Source organism: Jannaschia sp. S6380 (assembly GCF_023015695.1).
GTDB lineage: Bacteria > Pseudomonadota > Alphaproteobacteria > Rhodobacterales > Rhodobacteraceae > Jannaschia.
The window spans coordinates 17,368-36,245 of sequence record NZ_JALKAS010000001.1 but is presented as its reverse complement, the minus strand read 5'-3'; the positions used below and the strand labels follow the sequence as shown (position 1 = coordinate 36,245).

Sequence of the window (18,878 nt, the reverse complement as noted above, 5' to 3'; positions counted from 1 at the left end):
CAGGGCCTGCCGGATCCAACCGGCGCCGCCCGCAGACGAAGGGGTTCGACGATGCGATACATGGCCGCCTACGACATGATGGAAGCCGCCCGTAACACCAATGCCTGGCTGGGGGCGACGGCCCGCACCTGGGCCAGCTATCCCGCCACCGCGATGGTGCCCAACCCGATGTTCAAGATGCTCGCCGCCTGGGGCGAGGTCACCGAGCGCAGCTTCGCCCGCATGGTGGTCAAGCCCGACTGGAACATCCCGCCCATCACCGCCCACGAGGGCCACGACATGCTCGTCGAGCCCGAGGTCGAGATCAGCCGCCCCTTCGGCGACCTCGTCCGCTTCTCGGTCTCTGGCCGCCCGCCCCGGACCCGGCGCATCCTGCTGGTCGCCCCGATGTCCGGCCACTACGCCACGCTCCTGCGCTCCACGGTCGCCTCGCTCCTACCCGATGCCGACGTCTGGATCACCGACTGGCACAATGCCCGCGACATCCCCGTCAGCGCCGGCAAGTTCGACGTCGAGGATTACACCCTCTACCTCGCCGACTTCATGAAACACCTGGGCGCCGACCTGAACGTCATCGCCGTGTGCCAGCCCGCGCCGCTGACGCTGGCGGCGACCGCGCTCCTGGCCGAACGCGACCCCGCCGCGCAGCCGCGCACGCTGACGTTGATCGGCGGCCCGATCGACCCGGATGCCGCCGCCACCGACGTCACCGATTTCGGCCGCCGCGTGACCATGGGCCAGCTGGAGCAGTCGATGATCCAGCGCGTCGGCTTCCAGTACCCGGGCGTGGGCCGCATGGTCTATCCCGGCCTGCTGCAGCTATCGTCCTTCATCTCCATGAACGCCGAGACGCATGGCCGCGCCTTCCGCGACCAGATCATGGCCGTCGCCCGTGGCGCCGCCTCCGACCACGACAGGCACAACCGGTTCTACGACGAATACCTGGCGGTTATGGACATGACCGCCGAATTCTACCTCTCCACGGTGGAGCGCGTCTTCAAGGGCCTCGAGATCGCGCAAAACCGCTTCATCGTCGACGGCCACCAGGTCGATATCGGCAAGATCACCTCCGTCGCGGTCAAGACGGTGGAGGGCGGCAAGGACGACATCTCGGCCCCGGGCCAATGCGTCGCGGCGCTCGACCTGCTGACCGGGCTGCCCGACGCCAAGAAGGCCAGCTACCTCGAACCCGAGGCGGGCCATTACGGTATCTTCGCCGGCGGTTCCTGGCGGCGCAACATCCGGCCGTTGGTGCTCGACTTCATCGACGCCAATTCCGACGATGCCGATGCCGCGCCCAAACGCCGCCGGGGCCGACGCGCCGCCGCCACCCCCGCGCCCGAAGCTCTGGGCGACGGCCGGATCGCAGTCTGATGCCCTCGCTGGGCTTCGCCTGCACCTGTGGCACGCTCCGGGGCGAGATCGCCGACGTCTCGCCCGCCGCCTACACCCATATCATCTGCCATTGCCACGACTGCCGGGCGGCCTATACGCATCTGGGCCTCGCCGACCCCGAAAAGGTCGGGATCCTGCAGACGACGCAGGACCGCGTAAAGATCACCCAGGGCGGCGAGAAGCTGCGCGTATTCCGCCACACGCCTCGTGGCGCGCTCCGTTGGTACGCGACCTGCTGCGACACGCCGCTGTTCTTCACCCCGCTCAAGGCCCGGCTGGTCCATGTCGGCGTCAATGCCGACCGCCTCGACACGCCCGACGACGCGGGCCCGGTCGTGGCCGAGGCATTCATTCCCGCCCCCGGCGGCAAGCAACGCCACAAGGGAACGGCCCGCATGGTCGGCGGAATGGTCTCGCGCATGGTGGCCAAGAACCTGAACGGCGACTGGCGGGACACGCCCTTCTTCGACGACGCGGGCACCCCGACAGTCTCACCGCAGGTCCTGACGCGCGAACAGCGCGCCGCCGCGCTGATGGGTGTTGGTGGGTAGCGGTTGGCGCGGCTGCCGTGCGGGGACGGAGCGACCCTTTGCGGCGCTCGTTCGGACGGCCGCCCTGGCTTGCGCCGACTAGATGCCAATTCCTCTGAGGCGTTGTGCATGATGGCGGCAACGTCGATGTTGCAGGCATGGCAACCGAAACAGAGTTTTCCTTCGCTGCGCTGACCGGTTCGACGCAACGGCACATTCGGGTGTTTCAGATACACCAGTTTCTTGATCGTTTCGCGATGGGTTTGACGGTTGCCGTCGTTGCGCTGGCGTTAGCCGACCGAGGCATGGACCTCTTTCAAATCTCGCTTCTCTTCGGGGTCTACTCGCTCACGACCATGGCGATGGAGCTGCCTTTCGGCGGCTTGGCAGACAGTATCGGACGCAAGCCCGTCTTTCTGACAGCAGTCGTCGCCAGCTTGATTTCGCTCGCGCTCTTTCTCTCATCCAGCGATTTCCAAGTTCTCGCACTTTCATTTGCGTTCATCGGTTTTGGACGGGCGCTCAGGTCAGGAACGCTTGATGCGTGGTTTGTCGAAACTTTCAAGGCCGCCGCGCCAAATGTGGATGTGCAACCTGCACTGGCCAAAGCGCAGTGGGCCAATGCCGTGGGGTTGGCAATTGGCGCCGTCATCGGAGGTCTTTTGCCCGATATTTTCGGCTCGGTCGCGGAAAGCCTCGGGTTCAGTATCTATGATGTGTCCTATGCGGCAAGCTTCGGCGTGATGCTGGGCGTGCTTGTTTTCACGATGTTGGCCATTGTCGAAAAACCACGTTCGGTGGACCCCGGTGCACTCGGACAGGGGTTTGCAAACGTTCCGTCGGTGGTCAGGGACGCGGGCCTCCTTGCTCTGAAGCACCCCACCTTATCCGTCCTCTTGGCAGCGCTGGCGTTCGTCTTGATGGCGACCAACCCGGTCGAGGTGGTCTGGCCAACCCACGCAAAGCCCATGCTGGACGAAGGCTATGCAAACACCGTCATTGGTACGGTGACTGCGACCTATTTCTTCTCCATCGCCTTTGGCGCGTTTCTGTCTCCGTACGTCAACCGGATTTTCAGGCGGCAGCACGCACTGACGCTTGCGGCGACTTTTGCCGGCTTGGCAGCTGTTCAGATCGGATTGGCATTACAGGGCAATATCATCGGCTTCGTGGCCGTCTTTATCCTGTATTCCGTGTTCCTTGGCATCAGCGAAACACCAGCCAGCAGCATTCTGCATCGTTGCGTAGGAGACCGTCAGCGGTCGACCATGCTGTCTCTGAGGTCGCTGATACAACAGTTGGGCGCTGCGCTGGGTCTTGTGTTGGCCGGACTCCTCGCCGAGATCTACTCCACACCTATCGCATGGATTGTGGGTGCGGCGTTTCTCTCTATTGCTGCGATGCTGACCTTGGTGTTGTTCAAAAGGTTAATCGCTGAAACCGATAGCTGACGCTCCCGCGTCACGCAGCATGGGTTGATGTGGGCTCGTGGCTGACCTTGCACCCCATCTGAAACCAGACTCGTCCAAGCCCCTCGCCACGCGCACGGCTTCACCTATTTCCTGGTTTCGGCCGGCCGACCAAAGCCGCAGCCGTACTGCACGGCATCAATCCAGCAGTACGAGATCGCCCGCATCTACAAGACGGGAACGCCAGAGATCGTTGCGGGCGACATGCGCGGCGGACAGGCGATCGTATCCCCAACCTGTTAACAAACCTACAAGACGCACCGACCGTATGCACAGGGGGTGCACGCGGGGTGCACAGGGGGTGGCGTCCGTTTCGCCCTGTTAAACAAGGCACCGGGCGCCTTCCGACGCCCGGTGCGAGAAAAGTCTGTAACAGGGCTGCGAACGCCCTCCGACTCTCCGATGTCAGTGACCCAGGATCTGGCTCAGGAACAGCTTGGTGCGTTCGTTCTGCGGGTTCTGGAAGAACGGCTCCGGCTCGTTCTGCTCCACGATCTGGCCGGCATCCATGAAGATGACCCGGTTCGCCACCTGCCGCGCGAAGCCCATCTCGTGGGTCACGCAGAGCATGGTCATCCCCTCCTCGGCGAGCTGGATCATCGTGTCCAACACCTCCTTGATCATCTCGGGATCGAGCGCCGAGGTCGGTTCGTCGAACAGCATGATCCGCGGGCGCATGCAAAGGCTCCGCGCGATGGCCACCCGCTGCTGCTGTCCGCCCGAGAGCTGGCCGGGATACTTGTCCGCCTGCTCCGGGATCTTGACCTTCTCGAGGAAGAACATCGCGGTCTCCTCGGCCTCCTTCTTCGGGATCTTGCGGACCCAGATCGGCGCGAGGGTGCAGTTCTCCATGATCGTCAGATGCGGGAAGAGGTTGAAGTGCTGGAAGCACATACCGACCTCGGACCGGATCTTGTCGATGTTCTTGAGGTCCGACGACAGCGGCGTCCCATCGACGACGATCGAACCCTGCTGATGCTCCTCCAGCGCGTTGATGCAGCGGATCAGCGTCGACTTGCCCGAGCCGGACGGCCCGCAGATCACGATCCGCTCGCCCCGCTGCACCGTCAGGTCGATGTCGCGCAGCACGTGGAACGAGCCGTACCACTTGTTCATGTTCTTGATCTCGATGGCGATCTCGTCGGAGATCGTCATCCCGCCAGGGTTGGTGTCCATCATTGCCATGTCAGTTTTCCCTCAGCGGTGATCGGTGCGCAGCTGGCGTTCGAGCCATTGCGAGTATTGCGAAATGCCGTAGCAGACCACGAAGAACAGCACACAGGCCGCGGCCCACAACTCCCAATAGACGCCGGCCCAGTCGGTCGAGGACAGGATCGGCCCGCGGATCATGCCCACCAGGTCGAACATCGAGATGACCGAGACCAGCGTCGTGTCCTTGAACAGGCCCACCGCCACGTTGACGATGCCCGGGATCGAGATCTTGAGTGCCTGCGGCAGGATGATGAGCCGCATGGACTGCGCATAGTCGAGACCCAGGCTGTCCCCGGCCTCGTACTGCCCCTTGGGCAGGGCGGCGAGCCCGCCCCGGATGACCTCGGCGATATAGGCCGAGGAGAACATCGTGATCATGATGATCACCCGGATGATAAGGTCGAAATTCGCGTCCGGCGGCAGGAAATAGGCCAGCACCACGTTCGCCACGAAGAGCAGCGTGATCAGCGGCACGCCGCGGACGAACTCGATGAAGACGACGCAGAACCCCTTGACGATCGGCAGGCGCGACTGGCGGCCGAGCGCGAGCAGGATGCCCAGGGGGATCGACAGCGAGACGCAGACGATGCCCAGGATCATGTTGAGCATGAACCCCCCCATCGAACGGCTCTCAACCGCCTCGAGGCGAAGGGTGCGGCTGAATTCCTCGGCGATGGTTCCGCCGACCCACCAGACCGCGACGGCCGCGACGATGCCGGCGGCGAGGCCCTGCACGAAACCCCGCTTCTCGACGCGCGAGAAGACGAGGTAGCCGACCAATAGGCCCACGGCCGCGAAGATGGGCGCCAGGGCCGTTCCACCCCAGATCAGCCAATACGCGACGAACGGATAAAGTGCCGTTGCGACCAAGGTCCAACGCGGCAGGAACATCACGAAGAGCGCCGGGGGCACGGCGAGGAACAACAGAAGGAACGCCACGGTGGGGCGCCAGCGCAGGTAGTCCGGATACTGGAAGCCGAACAGAAGCTGCGGCCAGCGCTCGGCGATGACGGCGAAGCAGCCGCCGCCATTGCCCTGCAGCTGTTCGCGGCATTCGCGGATGTCACCGCCCTCCCACGTCCCGTTCAGGATCCAGGGGATCAGCCCGGAGAGGAGGTAGAAGACGATCAGGAGCCCTAGGATGGTCATGATCGTATTGAACGGCCCCGAGAACAGGTTCTTGCGAACCCACAGGAGTGCACCGGTCCCGGCCGCGGGGGGCGGAGCCGGGGGAATCTCGCTTTCGCGGACGAAGGCGACGGACTGGGCGTGCGTGTCGCTCATGCTCAGCGCTCCTTCAGGCGGACGGAGTTGTTGTAGACGTTCATGATCGCCGAGATGACGAGGCTGAAGGTCAGATAGAACAGCATCAGCAGAAGGATGCATTCCAGCGCCCGACCGGTCTGGTTCAGCGTGATGCCCCCCAGCGTGCCCGTCAGGTCCATGTAGCCCACGGCGATGGCCAGCGAGGTGTTCTTGGTGATGTTGAGGTATTGCGAGATCAGCGGCGGGATGATGACCCGCAGCGCCTGCGGCAGCACCACCAGCGACATGATGCGTCCGGGACGCAGGCCCAGTGCGGCGGCCGCCTCGGTCTGGCCGCGGCTGATGGCGAGAATGCCCGCGCGCACGTTCTCGGCGATGAAGGCGCCGGTGTAGATCGACAGCGCGAACCAGAGCGCGATCAGCGACGGGCGGAGCAGGAACCCGCCCTCGAAGCGGAAGCGGCCCATGGCCGGGTTCTCGATCGAGATCGGCGCCCCGAGGAGGAAATAGGCGATCACCGTCGGCACGATCAGGATCGCGAGCGCCGGCCATAGGACCGGCACGACCCGGCCCTCGTCATAGAGCTTCCTGCGGGCATGGGCGCGCCATCCGAAGACCCCGGCGATCGAGGCGAGGAAAACCGCGGCGACGACCCAGCCCAGGTCCTGAAAGACGAGGCGAGGCACGAACACGCCCTGGTTGGTCGCCGCGAACATGCCGAACAGCAAGCCGCGTTCGGGGTCGGTCCCGTCGCGCGGAAGCCGGAATTCCGAGATCGGCGGGAACGTGTTCGCCGCGACGGTGAAGATGATGATGATCCAGATCAGTACCGGGATGTTGCGGAACATCTCGACATAGACGGCCATCAGCTTGGAGATGATCCAGTTGTTCGACAGGCGCAGCACCCCCGCGATCACGCCGAAGATCGTGGCCGTGACGCAAGCCAGAAAGGCGACGATCAGCGTGTTGATCGCCCCGATGACGGTGGCGCGCAGATGGGTGTCCTGGCTGGTATAGGGGATCGGCTGCTGGTTGATGTCGTAGCCGGCGGGCGCGAACATGAAATCGTAGCTGAAGCCGTTGGACTGCAACTGCTCGTTTTCGAGCGCGTTGCCGATCAACCACCAGAAGGCCAGGCCGATCAGGGCCAGCGCGATGACCTGAAAGGTGTAGGATCGATAGCGCGTGTCGTTGATCAGCTGCCCGATGCGGAAGCCTTCCGCCTTGGGCGGGTCGGTCATCGTGGTCATCTATCTTTTCCCCGTGTCCCGTCGGGTTTACCGGACAGGGCGGTTTCCGCCTTCTCGTCCGTCGCGGCCGCGTATCGTACGGCCAGCCCTTCCCGCGGGCTTATCGTTTGTCGTGATCGAAGAAGGGCGCGGACCGTGGCCCGCGCCCTTCCCCTAGTCGTCTTACCGGAACGGCGGCGAGTAGATCAGGCCACCATCGGTGTATTGGGCGTTGAGGCCGCGCGACAGGCCGATGGCCGTGCCATCGCCGATGTTGCCGTCGAACACCTCGCCGTAGTTGCCTCCGGCCGCGATCGCGTTCTTGAAGGCATCGGCGTCGAGGCCGACCATCGCGCCCAGTTCACCCTCTGTGCCGAGCATCCGGTTGATCTCCGGGTTGTCGCCGGGGGCCGACCCCATTTCCTCGACGTTGGCCTGGGTCACGCCCAGCTCCTCGGCCGAGATCAGCGCGTTCAGCGTCCAGCGGACGATGTCCGCCCACTCGCTGTCGCCGTGACGCACGAGGGGGCCCAGCGGCTCCTTCGAGACGACCTCGGGCAGAAGCACGTGATCGTCCGGGTTCTCGAAGCCCGCGCGCTGCGCGGCGAGCGCCGAACGGTCGGTCGTGTACACGTCACAAGCGCCGGCCAGATACTGTTGAACGGCCTCTGCGCCCGTTTCGATCGGCACCGGCTCGTAGGACATGTTGTTCACACGGAAAAAGTCCGCGAGGTTCAGCTCGGTCGTGGTGCCGGTCTGGATGCAGACGGTCGCGCCGTCCAGTTCCGTCGCCGAGGACACGCCCAGATCGGCGGGGACCATGAAGCCCTGGCCGTCGTAGTAGTTCACGCCGACAAAATCGAACTTGAGATCGGTGTCGCGCGAAAAGGTCCAGGTGGTGTTCCGGGCCAGCATGTCGATCTCGCCCGAGGCGAGCGCGGTGAAGCGCGTCTTGCCGGTGGTCGGCACGAAGGTCACGGCGTTCGGATCACCCAGAACGGCCGCAGCGACGGCGCGGCAGACGGCCACGTCGAAACCTTGCCAGACGCCGTCGGCATCGGGCTCGGCAAAGCCGGGGACGCCCGTGGTCACGCCGCAATTCAGCGTGCCGCGTGCCTTGACGTCGTCCAGCGTCGCGGCAGATGCACCCGCGGCGGCCAGACCGGCGACCGCCAGCGTGCCGAGAAGGACAGTATTCTTCATTGTTTACCTCTTCCTGATGAACCCCGCGTCTCTGCGACGCGCGGCGCCGAACCCGTTGTGCCGGACCGGCTGGTTTTGACGTGAGGATGTTCATCCCCCTCACTGCCCGGAAACAGGCCAGATGGGACCGCGAACGTCAAGGGAGGATGCCGGTTTCCCCGTGAATCACCCGATCAGACGGGACATCCGGCCCGGGATGCCCGGATGAGCAGCGCCCCTGGTCCGACAGGCGTCAGCCGGCGCGCAATGCGGTCAGGAAACAATGCGCCTGAAAGAACGCCGCGCGTTTCGCGTCGACGCGTCCGGCCTCGGCCTCGTCGACGCCCCACTGCTCCGCCTGCCAATCCTCATCGACGCGACTGGCCTGCCAGAGCGGCTCGGGCGGGTCGCCTTCCATCGCGGCCAGTCCGATGATCAGGCTGCCCGACAGCGAGACGAATTCGGACAAGGCCGTCAACTCCCAGGCATCCATCGCGGCCACCCGCGCGCGAAGTGCGTCAAGGGCGGTGGGGGATTGGGGGACGGGAACGATTCCTTGCGTCACCCGAAGTTCGGCGCCGAACCGCTCCGCCGCCTTCGCGACGAGCGGGTCCCAAGCCGCGACTTGCCGCGCGACCAAACCTTCGGGGCCCGGCGCGCGGTAGCAGATCAGATCGGAGCCGCCATATTCGGCGAGGTTCGACGCCACCTCGGCATGCTGGGGGACGACCTTGTCGAGCGCGGCGTTGGCCGCCCGCGTCAGCGGCATGGTCATCGGATCGACCCGTTCGCCCTGGGCACGCCATTCCTCGGCGATCCCTTCGGCCAGCGTGCGGGACGGCACGACCAGTTCCGTCTTGGCCGGGGTTCGCACCGGGCGCCCGTCCAGACGGATGGCGAATCCGTCGGCAACCGTTTCGACAGTCGCGTCCTTCCAGAAGCGCTTGGTCGCCCACTCGCTCATGTTTTCTCTCCGTCGATCCAGAGGGCGAGGCTTGCGAAATCGGCTGCGACGGCCTCCGCCCCGGCGCGCATCAGCCTGTCCGCTGTGTGGTATCCCCAGGCCACCCCGAGCGCCCGAATGCCCGCGGCGCGGCCCATCTCCATGTCGTATGTGGTGTCGCCAACGATCACTGTCCGATCGACCGTCGTGCCGGTCTCCGACAGCGCGCGCAGAACCATTTCGGGATGCGGCTTCGAGATGTTGTCGTCCGCGCACTGGACCGTTGCGAAATGCCCGCGCCAGTCCATCGCGTCGAGCAGGTAGTCCACGCCGCGCCGCGATTTTCCGGTCACGAGGCCCAGAGTCCAGCCCGACCGACGCAGCCGCAACAGCGTCGTCTCGGCCCCATCGAAGACCGGCGGCTCCTCCCGGCGGTTTAGCGCATCGATGTAGCGAAGACGGTAACCCGCGATGACCTTGTCGCGAAGGCCCGCTTCGGACGGGGGAATCAGCGCCTGGACCATCTCGGGCAAGGACAATCCGATCGTCGAGGCCACCGCGGCGCGCGTCGGCGGGTGCAGGCCCGCCGCGGCGAAAGCGGCGGCCATGGTGTCGCTGATCTGGCCCTCGCCATCGACCAGCGTCCCGTCGACATCGAACAGAACCAATCCCTCAGCCAAGGCCGTCTTCCGCAAACGGGTCGGCGGGCACGTCCATACCGTTCCAGCCCAACATCTCCCACGTGCGCTGCATGTGCTCCGGCAGCGGCGCCGTCAGGTTCAGGCGCGCGCCGGTGATCGGATGCGTCAACGACAGCGACCGCGCGTGCAGGTGCAGCTTGCGGCTGATCTCGCCGCCGAAGGACGCGCCCCAGCCGTCGCCCTGGTTTTCCTGCCCCGCGCCGCCATACTTACCGTCGCCGACGATCGGGTGCCCGATCTCGGCCATGTGGACGCGCAACTGGTGCGTACGCCCCGTCACCGGCACGAGCGCGACCCACGCCCCGCGCGACCCGAGGTTCTCCAGGATGGCATAATCGCTCGTCGCACGCTTTGCGCCCGGTACGTCGTCGACTTCCTCGGGGTGGACCGCGCGCATCTTCTCGCCCCCGTCACCGCCCCCGCCGGCCTTGACCAACCCGTAGCGGACGGTGCCCATCCGCGGGTGCGGCACGCCCGCGACGGCGGCCCAATAGATCTTGCGCGTATCGCGGGCGCGGAAGGCCTCGGACAGCTGCGCGGCGGTCAGGCGGCTGCGCGCCATGATCATGACGCCGGACGTGTCCTTGTCGAGACGATGCACCAGCCGCGGCTGCTCCTCGCTGTCGAAGCGCAGCGCGTCGCCTAGCCCGTCAACATGCCGCACCTGTCCCGACCCACCCTGCGAGGCGAGCCCCGGCGGCTTGTTCAGCGCAATGATATGTTCGTCGCGATAGATCACGCAGGCCCGGATCATCTCGGCATCGGCCGCCATCACCTTGTCGCGGCGCGGGGCCGCCGGGCCGCGATCGTCCGGCAGCGGCGGGATGCGAACGGATTGTCCCACCTGCACACGGGTGTTCGCCTTGACCCGACCGCCATCGACGCGCAGGTCGCCCTTGCGGCACATCTTCTCGACCTGGCCCTGGCTCACATTCGGAAACCGGCGCCGCAGCCATCGGTCCAGCCGCTGGTCCCCCTCGCCCGCGCCCACGTCGATCGTCTGCACGCCGCTCATGCCACACCCCGCGCGAGCGTCACGCCGAGGACGATTGCCGCGAGGCTAAGGCCGACCGACAGCCCGACATAAAGCGTCGCCTGCCCGACCGCGCCGCGTTCGAACAACGTCACCGTCTCCAGCGAGAAGGCCGAGAACGTGGTGAACCCGCCAAGGAGCCCCGTCAGCACGAAGGGCTGCCATTCCGGCAGCCCCGCGCGCCCCAGCACCACGACGGCAATCCCCATCAAGAAGGAGCCGAGGACATTCGCCGTCAGGATCGCGACCGGAAAGCCCGGACGCATCAGCGCCAACCCCAGCAAGAAACGCAGCGACGCGCCGATTGCGCCGCCCAGGGCCACGGAGATCAGGGGAAAGGTCATGTGCGTGCTGTCGAACCTCGCGGGCGCGGTGTCAACCATTGCCCTTCGCGCCTCGCTTGGCGCGCTGTTCCACGAACCAGTCCAGCCGGCGCCCCAGCTCCCGCTCGAACCCGCGGTCGACGGGCACGTAATAGACCGGGCGCTTCAAGCCGTCGGGGAAGTAGTTCTGACCCGAGAAGCCGTCCGTCTGATCATGATCGTAGGCATAGCCGGAGCCGTAGCCCTGCTCCTTCATCATCTTGGTCGGCGCGTTCAAGATGTGTTTGGGGGGTGGCTCCGAGCCGGTCTCGCCGGCCTGGCGCATCGCGGCCTTGTGGGCTGCATAGGCCGCGTTCGACTTCGGGGCGAGCGCCAGGTAGACGACGGCGTTCGCGATGGCCAGCTCGCCCTCGGGGCTGCCCAGACGCTCGAACGTCTCCCACGCCTGCAGGCAGATGCCCTGCGCCTGCGGGTCGGCGAGGCCGATATCCTCGACCGCCATCCGGGTCACGCGCCGGGCGAGGTAGCGTGGATCCTCGCCCCCCTTCAGCATCCTTGCCAGCCAGTAGAGCGCGGCATCCGGGTCCGATCCCCGCACCGACTTGTGCAGCGCCGAGATCAGGTTGAAATGGCTGTCGCCCGACTTGTCGTATTGCGCGGCGCGCCGTTGCAGCCGCGTGGCCAGCGTGTCGCGATCCACGGGCTTCGCCGCGCCCCAGGCGGCGACCTGTTCCACCAGGTTCAGAAGCGCGCGCCCGTCGCCATCGGCCATCTCCTGCATCGCCTCGCGCGCCTCGCCGTTCAGCGGCAGCTTGGCGCCCAGTTCCTTCTCGGCCCGTTGGGTCAGAAGCTCCATGTCGCGCAAGGTCAGGCGCTGCAGCACGAGGACCTGCGCCCGGCTCATCAGGGCGGCGTTCAACTCGAAGGAGGGGTTCTCGGTGGTCGCGCCGACCAAGGTAATCGTCCCGTCCTCCATATGCGGCAGGAAGCCGTCCTGCTGCGCCTTGTTGAACCGGTGGATCTCGTCGACGAACAGCAGCGTCCCCTGCCCGTTCGCCCGGCGGTGGCGCGCGGTCTCGAACACCTTCCGCAGGTCGGCGACCCCGGTGAAGATCGCGCTGATCTGGACGAAATGCAGCCCCGAACGGTCTGCCAGCAGACGTGCGATGGTGGTCTTGCCCACACCCGGCGGCCCCCAGAGGATCAGGCTCGGCAAGGTCCCCCGCAGCATGACCGTCAGCGCGCCATCCGGCCCAAGCAGGTGACCCTGTCCGATCACCTGATCCAGACCGGTCGGGCGCAGCCGGTCCGCCAGCGGCACATCGCGGTTCGGGCCGCCATTTGCGGGCGGCCCCGCACTGTCGAAAAGGTCTGCCATCCCCGTCATCTACTGCGGAAAGGCTTGCGGATAAACCCGCCGGTCCAGGGTGGCCGAAGCCGATTGTCAGTGCATCTTCGTTGCCATCGAGATGTTCACGCAGACACTGTCCGACCCGCCGATATCCATCACGGGCCCCGCGGGAACGCAGTCGAGCCCGACCCGCCGGGCCAGACGCGGCGAGTTCGCGGGGATCAGCCCCAGAACGCGCGAGGCGCCGAGGGCGCGGCCGCTTTCGACCATCCGGCTGATCAACTGCATCTGGACCCGCATGCGCAGCCGGGCCGGGACGTCGTGACAGACGAACACCCGGCTTGATTCCCACACATCCGGCGCGACCGGGGCGGCGTCGAACAGCAGGGTTGAGGGAATCGTCTCGAGCAGACCCCGCTGCGCGTCCCGGATCATGTAGGAATAGATGCCGCATCGGTGGGTCGTCGGCGTCAGACGGACGCCGGCCAGGATCCGCCCGCCATCATGGACCGCGACCCAGCGGCTGGCGGGGGTATCGTACTGGTCAAACTCCATCCCGTCGGCGGCGGGCAGATCCCACTTGGCCTGTTCGATGAACGTCCGGTGCCGGGCGCGCAACAGGTCGGCGAAAAGCGATCCATGGGCATGCAGGTTGTCGAAGGATAGGGTCGTCACTTGCATGGGCGATATCTCTCTTTGCCGGTCGTCGGGGACGCCGGGGGCCTTGGTCTGCTCATCATTCGAAATGTGGGGGTTAGATCAGCTTGAACTCTCTCGCCATTCTAAGGGCCTCGGCCGTGGTCGCGACACCAAGGTCGGATCGGGCGGATTTCAGGCGCGCCTCGAACGCCCCTTCGGAAATGCCCAGGCGGGCCGCCGCCGCACCCGATGTCATCCCATCGCTGACCAGCGACAGCGCCTCCGCTGTCACCGGGGTCAGCTCCTTGGGCGCATCCGTCACCTCGTGCAGCGCAGCGGCGATCGCGGCGGCCTCGGCGATTTCATCGTCCTCGAACTCGCGGTCGGCCCGGGCGATCCCCACGATCGTCCGCGAGGTGATCTTGCCGCAGGAGGTGACGGCGCCATAGGTCAGCCCGTGGGCCCGTGCGCTGGCAAGGACGCCGAACGGATCGGGCAATGTGATCTCGCTCCAGCGGATGCTGCCTGTCTTGCTGATGCCCCAGAACACCAGCGGATCGCGCAGGGAATAGGCGTTTTCGGCATATTCGTTCTGCCAGGCCTGCGGATAGGTGCTGCGCATGTAGAGAGGCGTGGCGAAGCGGATCTGAATCCCGGCGGAATATCCCATGGGGGCAAGCGTTCCCAGCCGCTGCAGGTATTCGACCATCTTGCGTCGTCTCTCGGACATCGGATGTTTCCATTCGTTGGCTGGGCCTTCGGCAACCGCCTGCCCCAGTAAAGAGCGCTGGTGGTTAAAGAAGTGCTAACATCACCGGGTGACGCGGCGTTTCACAGCGGTACGTCGACCATGAGATCCGCGGCCGTGGCAAACGAAAGGCCCCGCCGTTTCCGACGGGGCCCGTTCTTGGCGCGCGGCGGGCAATCACGCCTCGGCGGCGTCCTCGGCCTCGAGGCGGGCCCGGTCAGACGCACCCTTGGCATCGACGTCACGATCGACGAACTCGATGATCGCCATCGGCGCCATGTCACCATAGCGGAAACCGGCCTTCAGGATCCGGACGTACCCGCCCTGACGATCCTTGTAGCGCGGCCCAAGGATGTCCATCAGCTTGGCCAGATGGCGGTCCTCCTTCAGGCGCGAACGCAGCAGGCGGCGCGCATGCAGGTCGCCGCGGCCGGCCAGCGTCACCATCTTCTCGACGATCGGGCGCAGTTCCTTCGCCTTGGGCAGGGTCGTCTTGATCTGCTCGTGCTCGATCAGCGAGCCGGCCATGTTGGCGAACATCGCCTTGCGATGCTCGTGGGTTCGATTCAGGCGGCGGTATCCGCGGGCGTGGCGCATTGGTTCATCTCCGTTTGCTTGTGCTTTGTCCGGGGGATCGTGCGTGCGATCCCCTCACCTATTGGGGCAGGATACCCAGGGGGCCGGGGGCGCCTCGCGACGCCCGCGACGAAACTCAGAACTCGTTTTCGAACTTCTTGGCCAGATCCTCGATGTTCTCCGGCGGCCAGTCGACGATATCCATGCCAAGATGCAGGCCCATGCCCGAGAGCACCTCCTTGATCTCGTTCAGGGATTTGCGGCCGAAGTTCGGCGTCCGCAGCATCTCGGCTTCGGTCTTCTGGATCAGGTCGCCGATATAGACGATGTTGTCGTTCTTCAGGCAGTTCGCCGACCGGACCGACAATTCCAGCTCATCGACCTTCTTGAGAAGCAGCGGGTTGAACTCCAGGTCGTCCGCCGCCTCGGCACCGCGCGCGGCTTCGGGCTCGTCGAAGTTGACGAAGATCTGAAGCTGATCCTGCAGGATGCGGGCCGCATAGGCCACCGCATCGTCGGGCGCGAGCGAGCCGTCCGTTTCCAGCTTCAGGGTCAGCTTGTCGTAGTCCAGCACCTGCCCCTCGCGGGTCGGCTGCACTTCGTAGGAGACCTTCTTGACCGGCGAATAGATCGCGTCGATCGGGATCAGGCCGATGGGCGCATCCTCGGGCTTGTTCTTGTCGGCCGAGACATAGCCTTTGCCGGTGTTGACCGTCAGTTCCACATAGAGATCGGCACCGTCGTCGAGGTGACAGATCACGTGGTCGCGGTTCAGCACCTCGATCCCGTTCGTCTCCGAGATGTCGCCGGCGGTGACGACCATCGGACCCTTCGCGCTGATCGAGACGCGCTTCGGCCCCTCGACATCCATGCGCAGGCTGACGCCCTTGAGGTTCAACACGATGTCGGTCACATCCTCGCGGACGCCGGACACGCTGCTGAACTCGTGCAGGACGTTGTCGATCTGGACGCTGGTCACGGCGGCGCCCTGCAGCGACGACATCAGCACCCGCCGCAGCGCGTTGCCCAGCGTCAGGCCGAAGCCCCGCTCGAGCGGTTCGGCGACGACCGTCGCCTGACGTGCCGGGTTGTTGCCCGGACGGACCTCAAGCTGCGACGGCTTGATGAGTTCCTGCCAATTCTTGTGGATCATGCCCTGTCCCTCCATTCCCGTCCTGCGCCGGGGCGGATGGCGCAGGAACCCCGAGGTGATTAAACGGCGTGACAGGGGCCGCGCGAACGGCCCCTGCCCTGTAAGACTGTGCGGGTCAGACCCGGCGACGCTTCGGCGGACGGACACCGTTATGCGCGATCGGCGTCACGTCGCGGATCGCGGTGATCTGCAGGCCGACGGCGGCCAGGGCGCGCAACGCGCTCTCGCGACCGCCACCGGGGCCCTGCACTTCGACCTCGAGGGTCTTCATGCCGTGCTCCTGCGCCTTCTTGCCGGCGTCCTCGGCAGCCATCTGGGCGGCATAGGGCGTCGACTTGCGCGATCCCTTGAAGCCCATCGTGCCGGCCGAGGACCAGCTGATGGCATTGCCCTGAACGTCGGAAATCAGGATCTTGGTGTTGTTGAACGACGAATTCACATGCGCCACACCGGCGGCGATGTTCTTACGTTCCTTGCGCTTGGGGGCGCGACGGGTATCACGTGCCATCTGTCAGACCCTCACTTCTTCTTGCCGGCAATGGCCTTCGCGGGGCCCTTGCGCGTGCGTGCGTTGGTGTGGGTGCGCTGACCGCGAACGGGCAGGTTGCGACGATGGCGCAGGCCGCGGTAGCAACCCAGATCCATCAGCCGCTTGACGTTCATCTGCGTCTCGCGGCGCAGGTCGCCCTCGACCGTGACGTTGGCGTCGATGAACTCGCGGATCGAAAGGACTTCGGCATCGGACAGTTCGTTGACCCGACGGCCACCGTCGATACCGACCGCCTCGATGATCTCCTTCGCCTTCGACGGACCGATGCCCGTGATATAGGTGAGTGCGACGGGAACACGTTTCCCCGTCGGAATGTTGACGCCAGCAATACGAGCCAAGTGTGCTTCCTTTTTCGTTGCGGTTCCGTAGTCCCAGAACCTTTTTTCACAACGGCCCGGGCCGATCGGCGGGGCCAAAACAGATCACCGGGAATCGAGGTGATTCCCGGTGGAGACTGCGACCTAAGGCCTTCCGATAGGGGCGTCAAGCGGTGCGCAACGCCCTGTCAAGAAGTTTCTTGCAGAACGGCCGAAATCGATTGCGCGACCGCGTCGATCTCGCCCAGACCGTCGACCGGCCGGAGCTGGTCCTTGGCATAGTAGTACCCGATCAACGGCGACGTCTTCTTGTAGTATTCCATCAACCGCGTGGTCAGCGCCTCGGCGTTGTCGTCGGCGCGACGTTTGAACTCCGTGCCGCCGCAATTCGTGCACTTCCCGTCGTCCGGGATGGGCTTGGTGATGTCGTTGTAGACTTCGCCGCAGTTAGCGCAGGTCGACCGCGCCACGATCCGCTCGACCAAGGCGGCGTCGTCGACGCGCATCTCCACGACAGCATCCAGCGTCGCATCATGCTTGGCCAGGATCTCCGACAGCGCGTCCGCCTGGGCAAGTGTGCGCGGGAAGCCGTCGAAGATGAAGCCGCCGGCCCGATCGCCACGAAGTTTCTCCTCGATCAGGCCGATGACGATTTCGTCCGTCACGAGCTGGCCGGCATCCATGATCGCGGCGACGCGCTCGCCCATCTCGGTTCCCGACGACCGCGCCTCGCGCAGCATGTCACCGGTCGAAAGTTGGATCATGTCGCGCTCGACCTCCAGTCGCCTGGCCTGGGTCCCCTTCCCCGCCCCCGGCGGGCCCAGCAGTATGATGTTCATCGACGCGCCGTCCCCTTATTCCGTCCGCGCCGTTTGCCGCGCAGCTGCGATTTCTCGATCAGCCCCTCGTACTGATGGGCAAGCAGATGCGACTGGACCTGCTGGATCGTATCCATTCCCACGGACACGATGATCAGGATCGACGTTCCGCCGAAATAGGCCGTGATGGCAAGCTCCTGCCGGACGATCTCGGGGATCAGGCAGACCAGGGCCAGATAGGCGGAGCCGAGGACCAGCACGCGGTTGACGACGTATTCCAGATACTCCGCCGTGCGCCGGCCCGGCCGGATGCCGGGGATGAATCCGTTCTGGTTCTTCAGGTTGTCGGCCACGTCATCCGTCTTGAAGGCAACGTTGTGCGTATAGAAATACGCGAAGAAGATGATCATCGCCGCGAAGAACAGCAGGTAGAGGATCTGTCCGGGACCGAAATAGGCGAGGATCGTCGACATGACCGGGCCGGTGTTCTGGCCCGAGAACGTCGCGATCGTGGTCGGCAGCAGCAGGAGCGACGAAGCGAAGATCGCCGGGATGACGCCGGCCGGGTTCACCTTGATGGGAAGGTGGCTGGATCCGCCGTCATAGACCTTCATGCCGACCTGCCGGCGCGGGTACTGGATGTGGATCTTGCGCAGGCTGCGCTCCATGAACACGACGAAAAGAAGCGTTCCCAGCAACATCAGGATCACGCCGAGAACCACAGGCGTCGACAGCGCGCCCGTACGACCGCTTTCGAAGAACTGGGCAAAGGCGGCGGGAAGTTCGGCGACGATGCCCACGAAGATGATCAGCGAGATGCCGTTGCCGATGCCGCGCGCGGTGATCTGCTCGCCCAGCCACATCAGGAACATCGTGCCGCCGACCAGCGTGATCACGCAGGACGCTATGAAGAACCAGCCCGGATCATGGACGAGATTGCCCGATTGCAGCGATACCGCCAAGCCGTAGCCTTGCAACGTTGCAAGCGCCACCGTGCCGTAGCGGGTGTACTGGTTGATCTTCTTGCGCCCCTGCTCGCCCTCCTTCTTGAGGTTCTCGAGTTGCGGGACCATCGCCGTCATCAGCTGCACGATGATCGACGCCGAGATATAGGGCATGATGCCCAGGGCGAAGACCCCCATCCGGCCGATCGCGCCGCCGGTGAACATGTTGAGCACGCCCCCCAGACCCGCACTCGCCTGTTCGACGAAGTTGCGCAGCTCGACCGCGTCGATGCCGGGAACCGGAATATACGTGCCAATGCGATAGATGATCAGCAGGCCGATCGTGAACAGGATGCGTTGGCGCAGCTCTTTCGCCTTGCCGAACGCCCCCCAGCTCATGTTCGCGGCCATTTGCTCCGCAGCTGAAGCCATGCGAGCCCCTCTTGGATAACTGAAACGCCGCCCGCCGGGCTTTCCCGTCAGGCGGCGCTAGGAAAAC

At 65.2% G+C, this 18,878-nt stretch carries 20 protein-coding genes; 3 read left to right on the top strand and 17 right to left on the bottom strand.

Going from position 1 to position 18,878, the window contains the following annotated elements; translation table 11 throughout:
- Positions 1–51: 51 nt before the first annotated feature.
- From phaZ to MWU52_RS00240, 3 genes are all read left to right on the top strand, one after another.
- A complete protein-coding gene (gene phaZ / locus MWU52_RS00250; RefSeq protein WP_246947987.1) occupies positions 52–1,374 on the top strand; it encodes a polyhydroxyalkanoate depolymerase in 1,323 nt (440 codons plus the stop codon).
- Positions 1,374–1,946 (top strand): DUF6151 family protein, encoded by a 573-nt coding sequence (locus MWU52_RS00245; protein ID WP_246947984.1) that lies wholly within the window; start codon positions 1,374–1,376, stop codon positions 1,944–1,946. Before phaZ ends, MWU52_RS00245 begins: the two co-directional genes overlap by 1 nt.
- 137 nt (positions 1,947–2,083) lie before the next feature.
- Positions 2,084–3,376 carry an MFS transporter gene (locus MWU52_RS00240; protein ID WP_281493965.1) on the top strand — a complete coding sequence of 431 codons (1,293 nt, stop codon included), beginning with the start codon at positions 2,084–2,086 and terminating at the stop codon, positions 3,374–3,376.
- 423 nt (positions 3,377–3,799) lie between these two features.
- Here the strand turns inward: MWU52_RS00240 and MWU52_RS00235 are convergent, their stop codons facing one another.
- The 17 genes from MWU52_RS00235 to secY all read right to left on the bottom strand — a co-directional run bounded on the left by MWU52_RS00235 (position 3,800) and on the right by secY (position 18,811).
- Positions 3,800–4,549 carry an amino acid ABC transporter ATP-binding protein gene (locus MWU52_RS00235; protein ID WP_246952699.1) on the bottom strand — a complete coding sequence of 250 codons (750 nt, stop codon included), beginning with the start codon at positions 4,547–4,549 and terminating at the stop codon, positions 3,800–3,802.
- 42 nt (positions 4,550–4,591) lie between these two features.
- Positions 4,592–5,890 (bottom strand): amino acid ABC transporter permease, encoded by a 1,299-nt coding sequence (locus MWU52_RS00230; RefSeq protein WP_246947981.1) that lies wholly within the window; start codon positions 5,888–5,890, stop codon positions 4,592–4,594.
- A 2-nt stretch (positions 5,891–5,892) separates the two neighbouring features.
- The gene (locus tag MWU52_RS00225) at positions 5,893–7,122 is read right to left on the bottom strand and encodes an ABC transporter permease subunit (protein ID WP_246947980.1); all 1,230 of its coding nucleotides are present in this window, start codon (positions 7,120–7,122) and stop codon (positions 5,893–5,895) included.
- Positions 7,123–7,284: 162 nt separating this feature from the next.
- Positions 7,285–8,304 carry an amino acid ABC transporter substrate-binding protein gene (locus MWU52_RS00220; RefSeq protein ID WP_246947979.1) on the bottom strand — a complete coding sequence of 340 codons (1,020 nt, stop codon included), beginning with the start codon at positions 8,302–8,304 and terminating at the stop codon, positions 7,285–7,287.
- 232 nt (positions 8,305–8,536) lie between these two features.
- On the bottom strand, positions 8,537–9,247 hold the full coding sequence (locus tag MWU52_RS00215; RefSeq protein ID WP_246947978.1) for an ATP12 family protein: 711 nt from the start codon (positions 9,245–9,247) through the stop codon (positions 8,537–8,539).
- Positions 9,244–9,906 (bottom strand): HAD-IA family hydrolase, encoded by a 663-nt coding sequence (locus MWU52_RS00210; RefSeq protein WP_246947977.1) that lies wholly within the window; start codon positions 9,904–9,906, stop codon positions 9,244–9,246. Before MWU52_RS00210 ends, MWU52_RS00215 begins: the two co-directional genes overlap by 4 nt.
- Positions 9,899–10,942: an RluA family pseudouridine synthase gene (locus MWU52_RS00205; protein WP_246947975.1), complete on the bottom strand. Its 1,044-nt coding sequence runs from the start codon at positions 10,940–10,942 to the stop codon at positions 9,899–9,901. The genes MWU52_RS00210 and MWU52_RS00205 overlap by 8 nt, the downstream gene beginning before the upstream one ends.
- Positions 10,939–11,304 (bottom strand): fluoride efflux transporter CrcB, encoded by a 366-nt coding sequence (gene crcB, locus MWU52_RS00200; protein ID WP_246947972.1) that lies wholly within the window; start codon positions 11,302–11,304, stop codon positions 10,939–10,941. The genes MWU52_RS00205 and crcB overlap by 4 nt, the downstream gene beginning before the upstream one ends.
- Positions 11,305–11,335: 31 nt before the next feature.
- Positions 11,336–12,661: a replication-associated recombination protein A gene (locus tag MWU52_RS00195; protein ID WP_246947971.1), complete on the bottom strand. Its 1,326-nt coding sequence runs from the start codon at positions 12,659–12,661 to the stop codon at positions 11,336–11,338.
- 66 nt (positions 12,662–12,727) lie between these two features.
- On the bottom strand, positions 12,728–13,315 hold the full coding sequence (locus MWU52_RS00190; RefSeq protein WP_246947970.1) for an acyl-homoserine-lactone synthase: 588 nt from the start codon (positions 13,313–13,315) through the stop codon (positions 12,728–12,730).
- 73 nt (positions 13,316–13,388) lie between these two features.
- On the bottom strand, positions 13,389–14,003 hold the full coding sequence (locus tag MWU52_RS00185) for an autoinducer binding domain-containing protein (RefSeq protein ID WP_246947969.1): 615 nt from the start codon (positions 14,001–14,003) through the stop codon (positions 13,389–13,391).
- Between the two features lie 195 nt (positions 14,004–14,198).
- Positions 14,199–14,618: a 50S ribosomal protein L17 gene (gene rplQ / locus MWU52_RS00180; RefSeq protein WP_246947968.1), complete on the bottom strand. Its 420-nt coding sequence runs from the start codon at positions 14,616–14,618 to the stop codon at positions 14,199–14,201.
- Positions 14,619–14,733: 115 nt separating this feature from the next.
- Positions 14,734–15,750, bottom strand: coding sequence for a DNA-directed RNA polymerase subunit alpha (locus MWU52_RS00175; RefSeq protein ID WP_246947967.1), 1,017 nt, complete (start codon positions 15,748–15,750; stop codon positions 14,734–14,736).
- Between the two features lie 115 nt (positions 15,751–15,865).
- Positions 15,866–16,258 (bottom strand): 30S ribosomal protein S11, encoded by a 393-nt coding sequence (gene rpsK / locus MWU52_RS00170; protein WP_246947965.1) that lies wholly within the window; start codon positions 16,256–16,258, stop codon positions 15,866–15,868.
- An 11-nt stretch (positions 16,259–16,269) separates the two neighbouring features.
- On the bottom strand, positions 16,270–16,638 hold the full coding sequence (gene rpsM, locus MWU52_RS00165; RefSeq protein ID WP_246952697.1) for a 30S ribosomal protein S13: 369 nt from the start codon (positions 16,636–16,638) through the stop codon (positions 16,270–16,272).
- 167 nt (positions 16,639–16,805) lie between these two features.
- Positions 16,806–17,456: an adenylate kinase gene (locus tag MWU52_RS00160; protein ID WP_246947963.1), complete on the bottom strand. Its 651-nt coding sequence runs from the start codon at positions 17,454–17,456 to the stop codon at positions 16,806–16,808.
- Positions 17,453–18,811 (bottom strand): preprotein translocase subunit SecY, encoded by a 1,359-nt coding sequence (gene secY / locus MWU52_RS00155; RefSeq protein ID WP_246947958.1) that lies wholly within the window; start codon positions 18,809–18,811, stop codon positions 17,453–17,455. Before secY ends, MWU52_RS00160 begins: the two co-directional genes overlap by 4 nt.
- Positions 18,812–18,878 lie beyond the last annotated feature (67 nt).

What these genes read in the sequence shown, in the direction of transcription:
- phaZ (WP_246947987.1), top strand. Translation starts at nt 52, where the DNA reads ATGCGATACATGGCCGCCTACGACATGATGGAAGCCGCCCGTAACACC.
- MWU52_RS00245 (WP_246947984.1), top strand. Translation starts at nt 1,374, where the DNA reads ATGCCCTCGCTGGGCTTCGCCTGCACCTGTGGCACGCTCCGGGGCGAG.
- MWU52_RS00240 (WP_281493965.1), top strand. Translation starts at nt 2,084, where the DNA reads ATGGCAACCGAAACAGAGTTTTCCTTCGCTGCGCTGACCGGTTCGACG.
- MWU52_RS00235 (WP_246952699.1), bottom strand. Translation starts at nt 4,549, where the DNA reads ATGACGATCTCCGACGAGATCGCCATCGAGATCAAGAACATGAACAAG.
- MWU52_RS00230 (WP_246947981.1), bottom strand. Translation starts at nt 5,890, where the DNA reads ATGAGCGACACGCACGCCCAGTCCGTCGCCTTCGTCCGCGAAAGCGAG.
- MWU52_RS00225 (WP_246947980.1), bottom strand. Translation starts at nt 7,122, where the DNA reads ATGACCACGATGACCGACCCGCCCAAGGCGGAAGGCTTCCGCATCGGG.
- MWU52_RS00220 (WP_246947979.1), bottom strand. Translation starts at nt 8,304, where the DNA reads ATGAAGAATACTGTCCTTCTCGGCACGCTGGCGGTCGCCGGTCTGGCC.
- MWU52_RS00215 (WP_246947978.1), bottom strand. Translation starts at nt 9,247, where the DNA reads ATGAGCGAGTGGGCGACCAAGCGCTTCTGGAAGGACGCGACTGTCGAA.
- MWU52_RS00205 (WP_246947975.1), bottom strand. Translation starts at nt 10,942, where the DNA reads ATGAGCGGCGTGCAGACGATCGACGTGGGCGCGGGCGAGGGGGACCAG.
- crcB (WP_246947972.1), bottom strand. Translation starts at nt 11,304, where the DNA reads ATGACCTTTCCCCTGATCTCCGTGGCCCTGGGCGGCGCAATCGGCGCG.
- MWU52_RS00195 (WP_246947971.1), bottom strand. Translation starts at nt 12,661, where the DNA reads ATGGCAGACCTTTTCGACAGTGCGGGGCCGCCCGCAAATGGCGGCCCG.
- MWU52_RS00190 (WP_246947970.1), bottom strand. Translation starts at nt 13,315, where the DNA reads ATGCAAGTGACGACCCTATCCTTCGACAACCTGCATGCCCATGGATCG.
- MWU52_RS00185 (WP_246947969.1), bottom strand. Translation starts at nt 14,003, where the DNA reads ATGTCCGAGAGACGACGCAAGATGGTCGAATACCTGCAGCGGCTGGGA.
- rplQ (WP_246947968.1), bottom strand. Translation starts at nt 14,618, where the DNA reads ATGCGCCACGCCCGCGGATACCGCCGCCTGAATCGAACCCACGAGCAT.
- MWU52_RS00175 (WP_246947967.1), bottom strand. Translation starts at nt 15,750, where the DNA reads ATGATCCACAAGAATTGGCAGGAACTCATCAAGCCGTCGCAGCTTGAG.
- rpsK (WP_246947965.1), bottom strand. Translation starts at nt 16,258, where the DNA reads ATGGCACGTGATACCCGTCGCGCCCCCAAGCGCAAGGAACGTAAGAAC.
- MWU52_RS00160 (WP_246947963.1), bottom strand. Translation starts at nt 17,456, where the DNA reads ATGAACATCATACTGCTGGGCCCGCCGGGGGCGGGGAAGGGGACCCAG.
- secY (WP_246947958.1), bottom strand. Translation starts at nt 18,811, where the DNA reads ATGGCTTCAGCTGCGGAGCAAATGGCCGCGAACATGAGCTGGGGGGCG.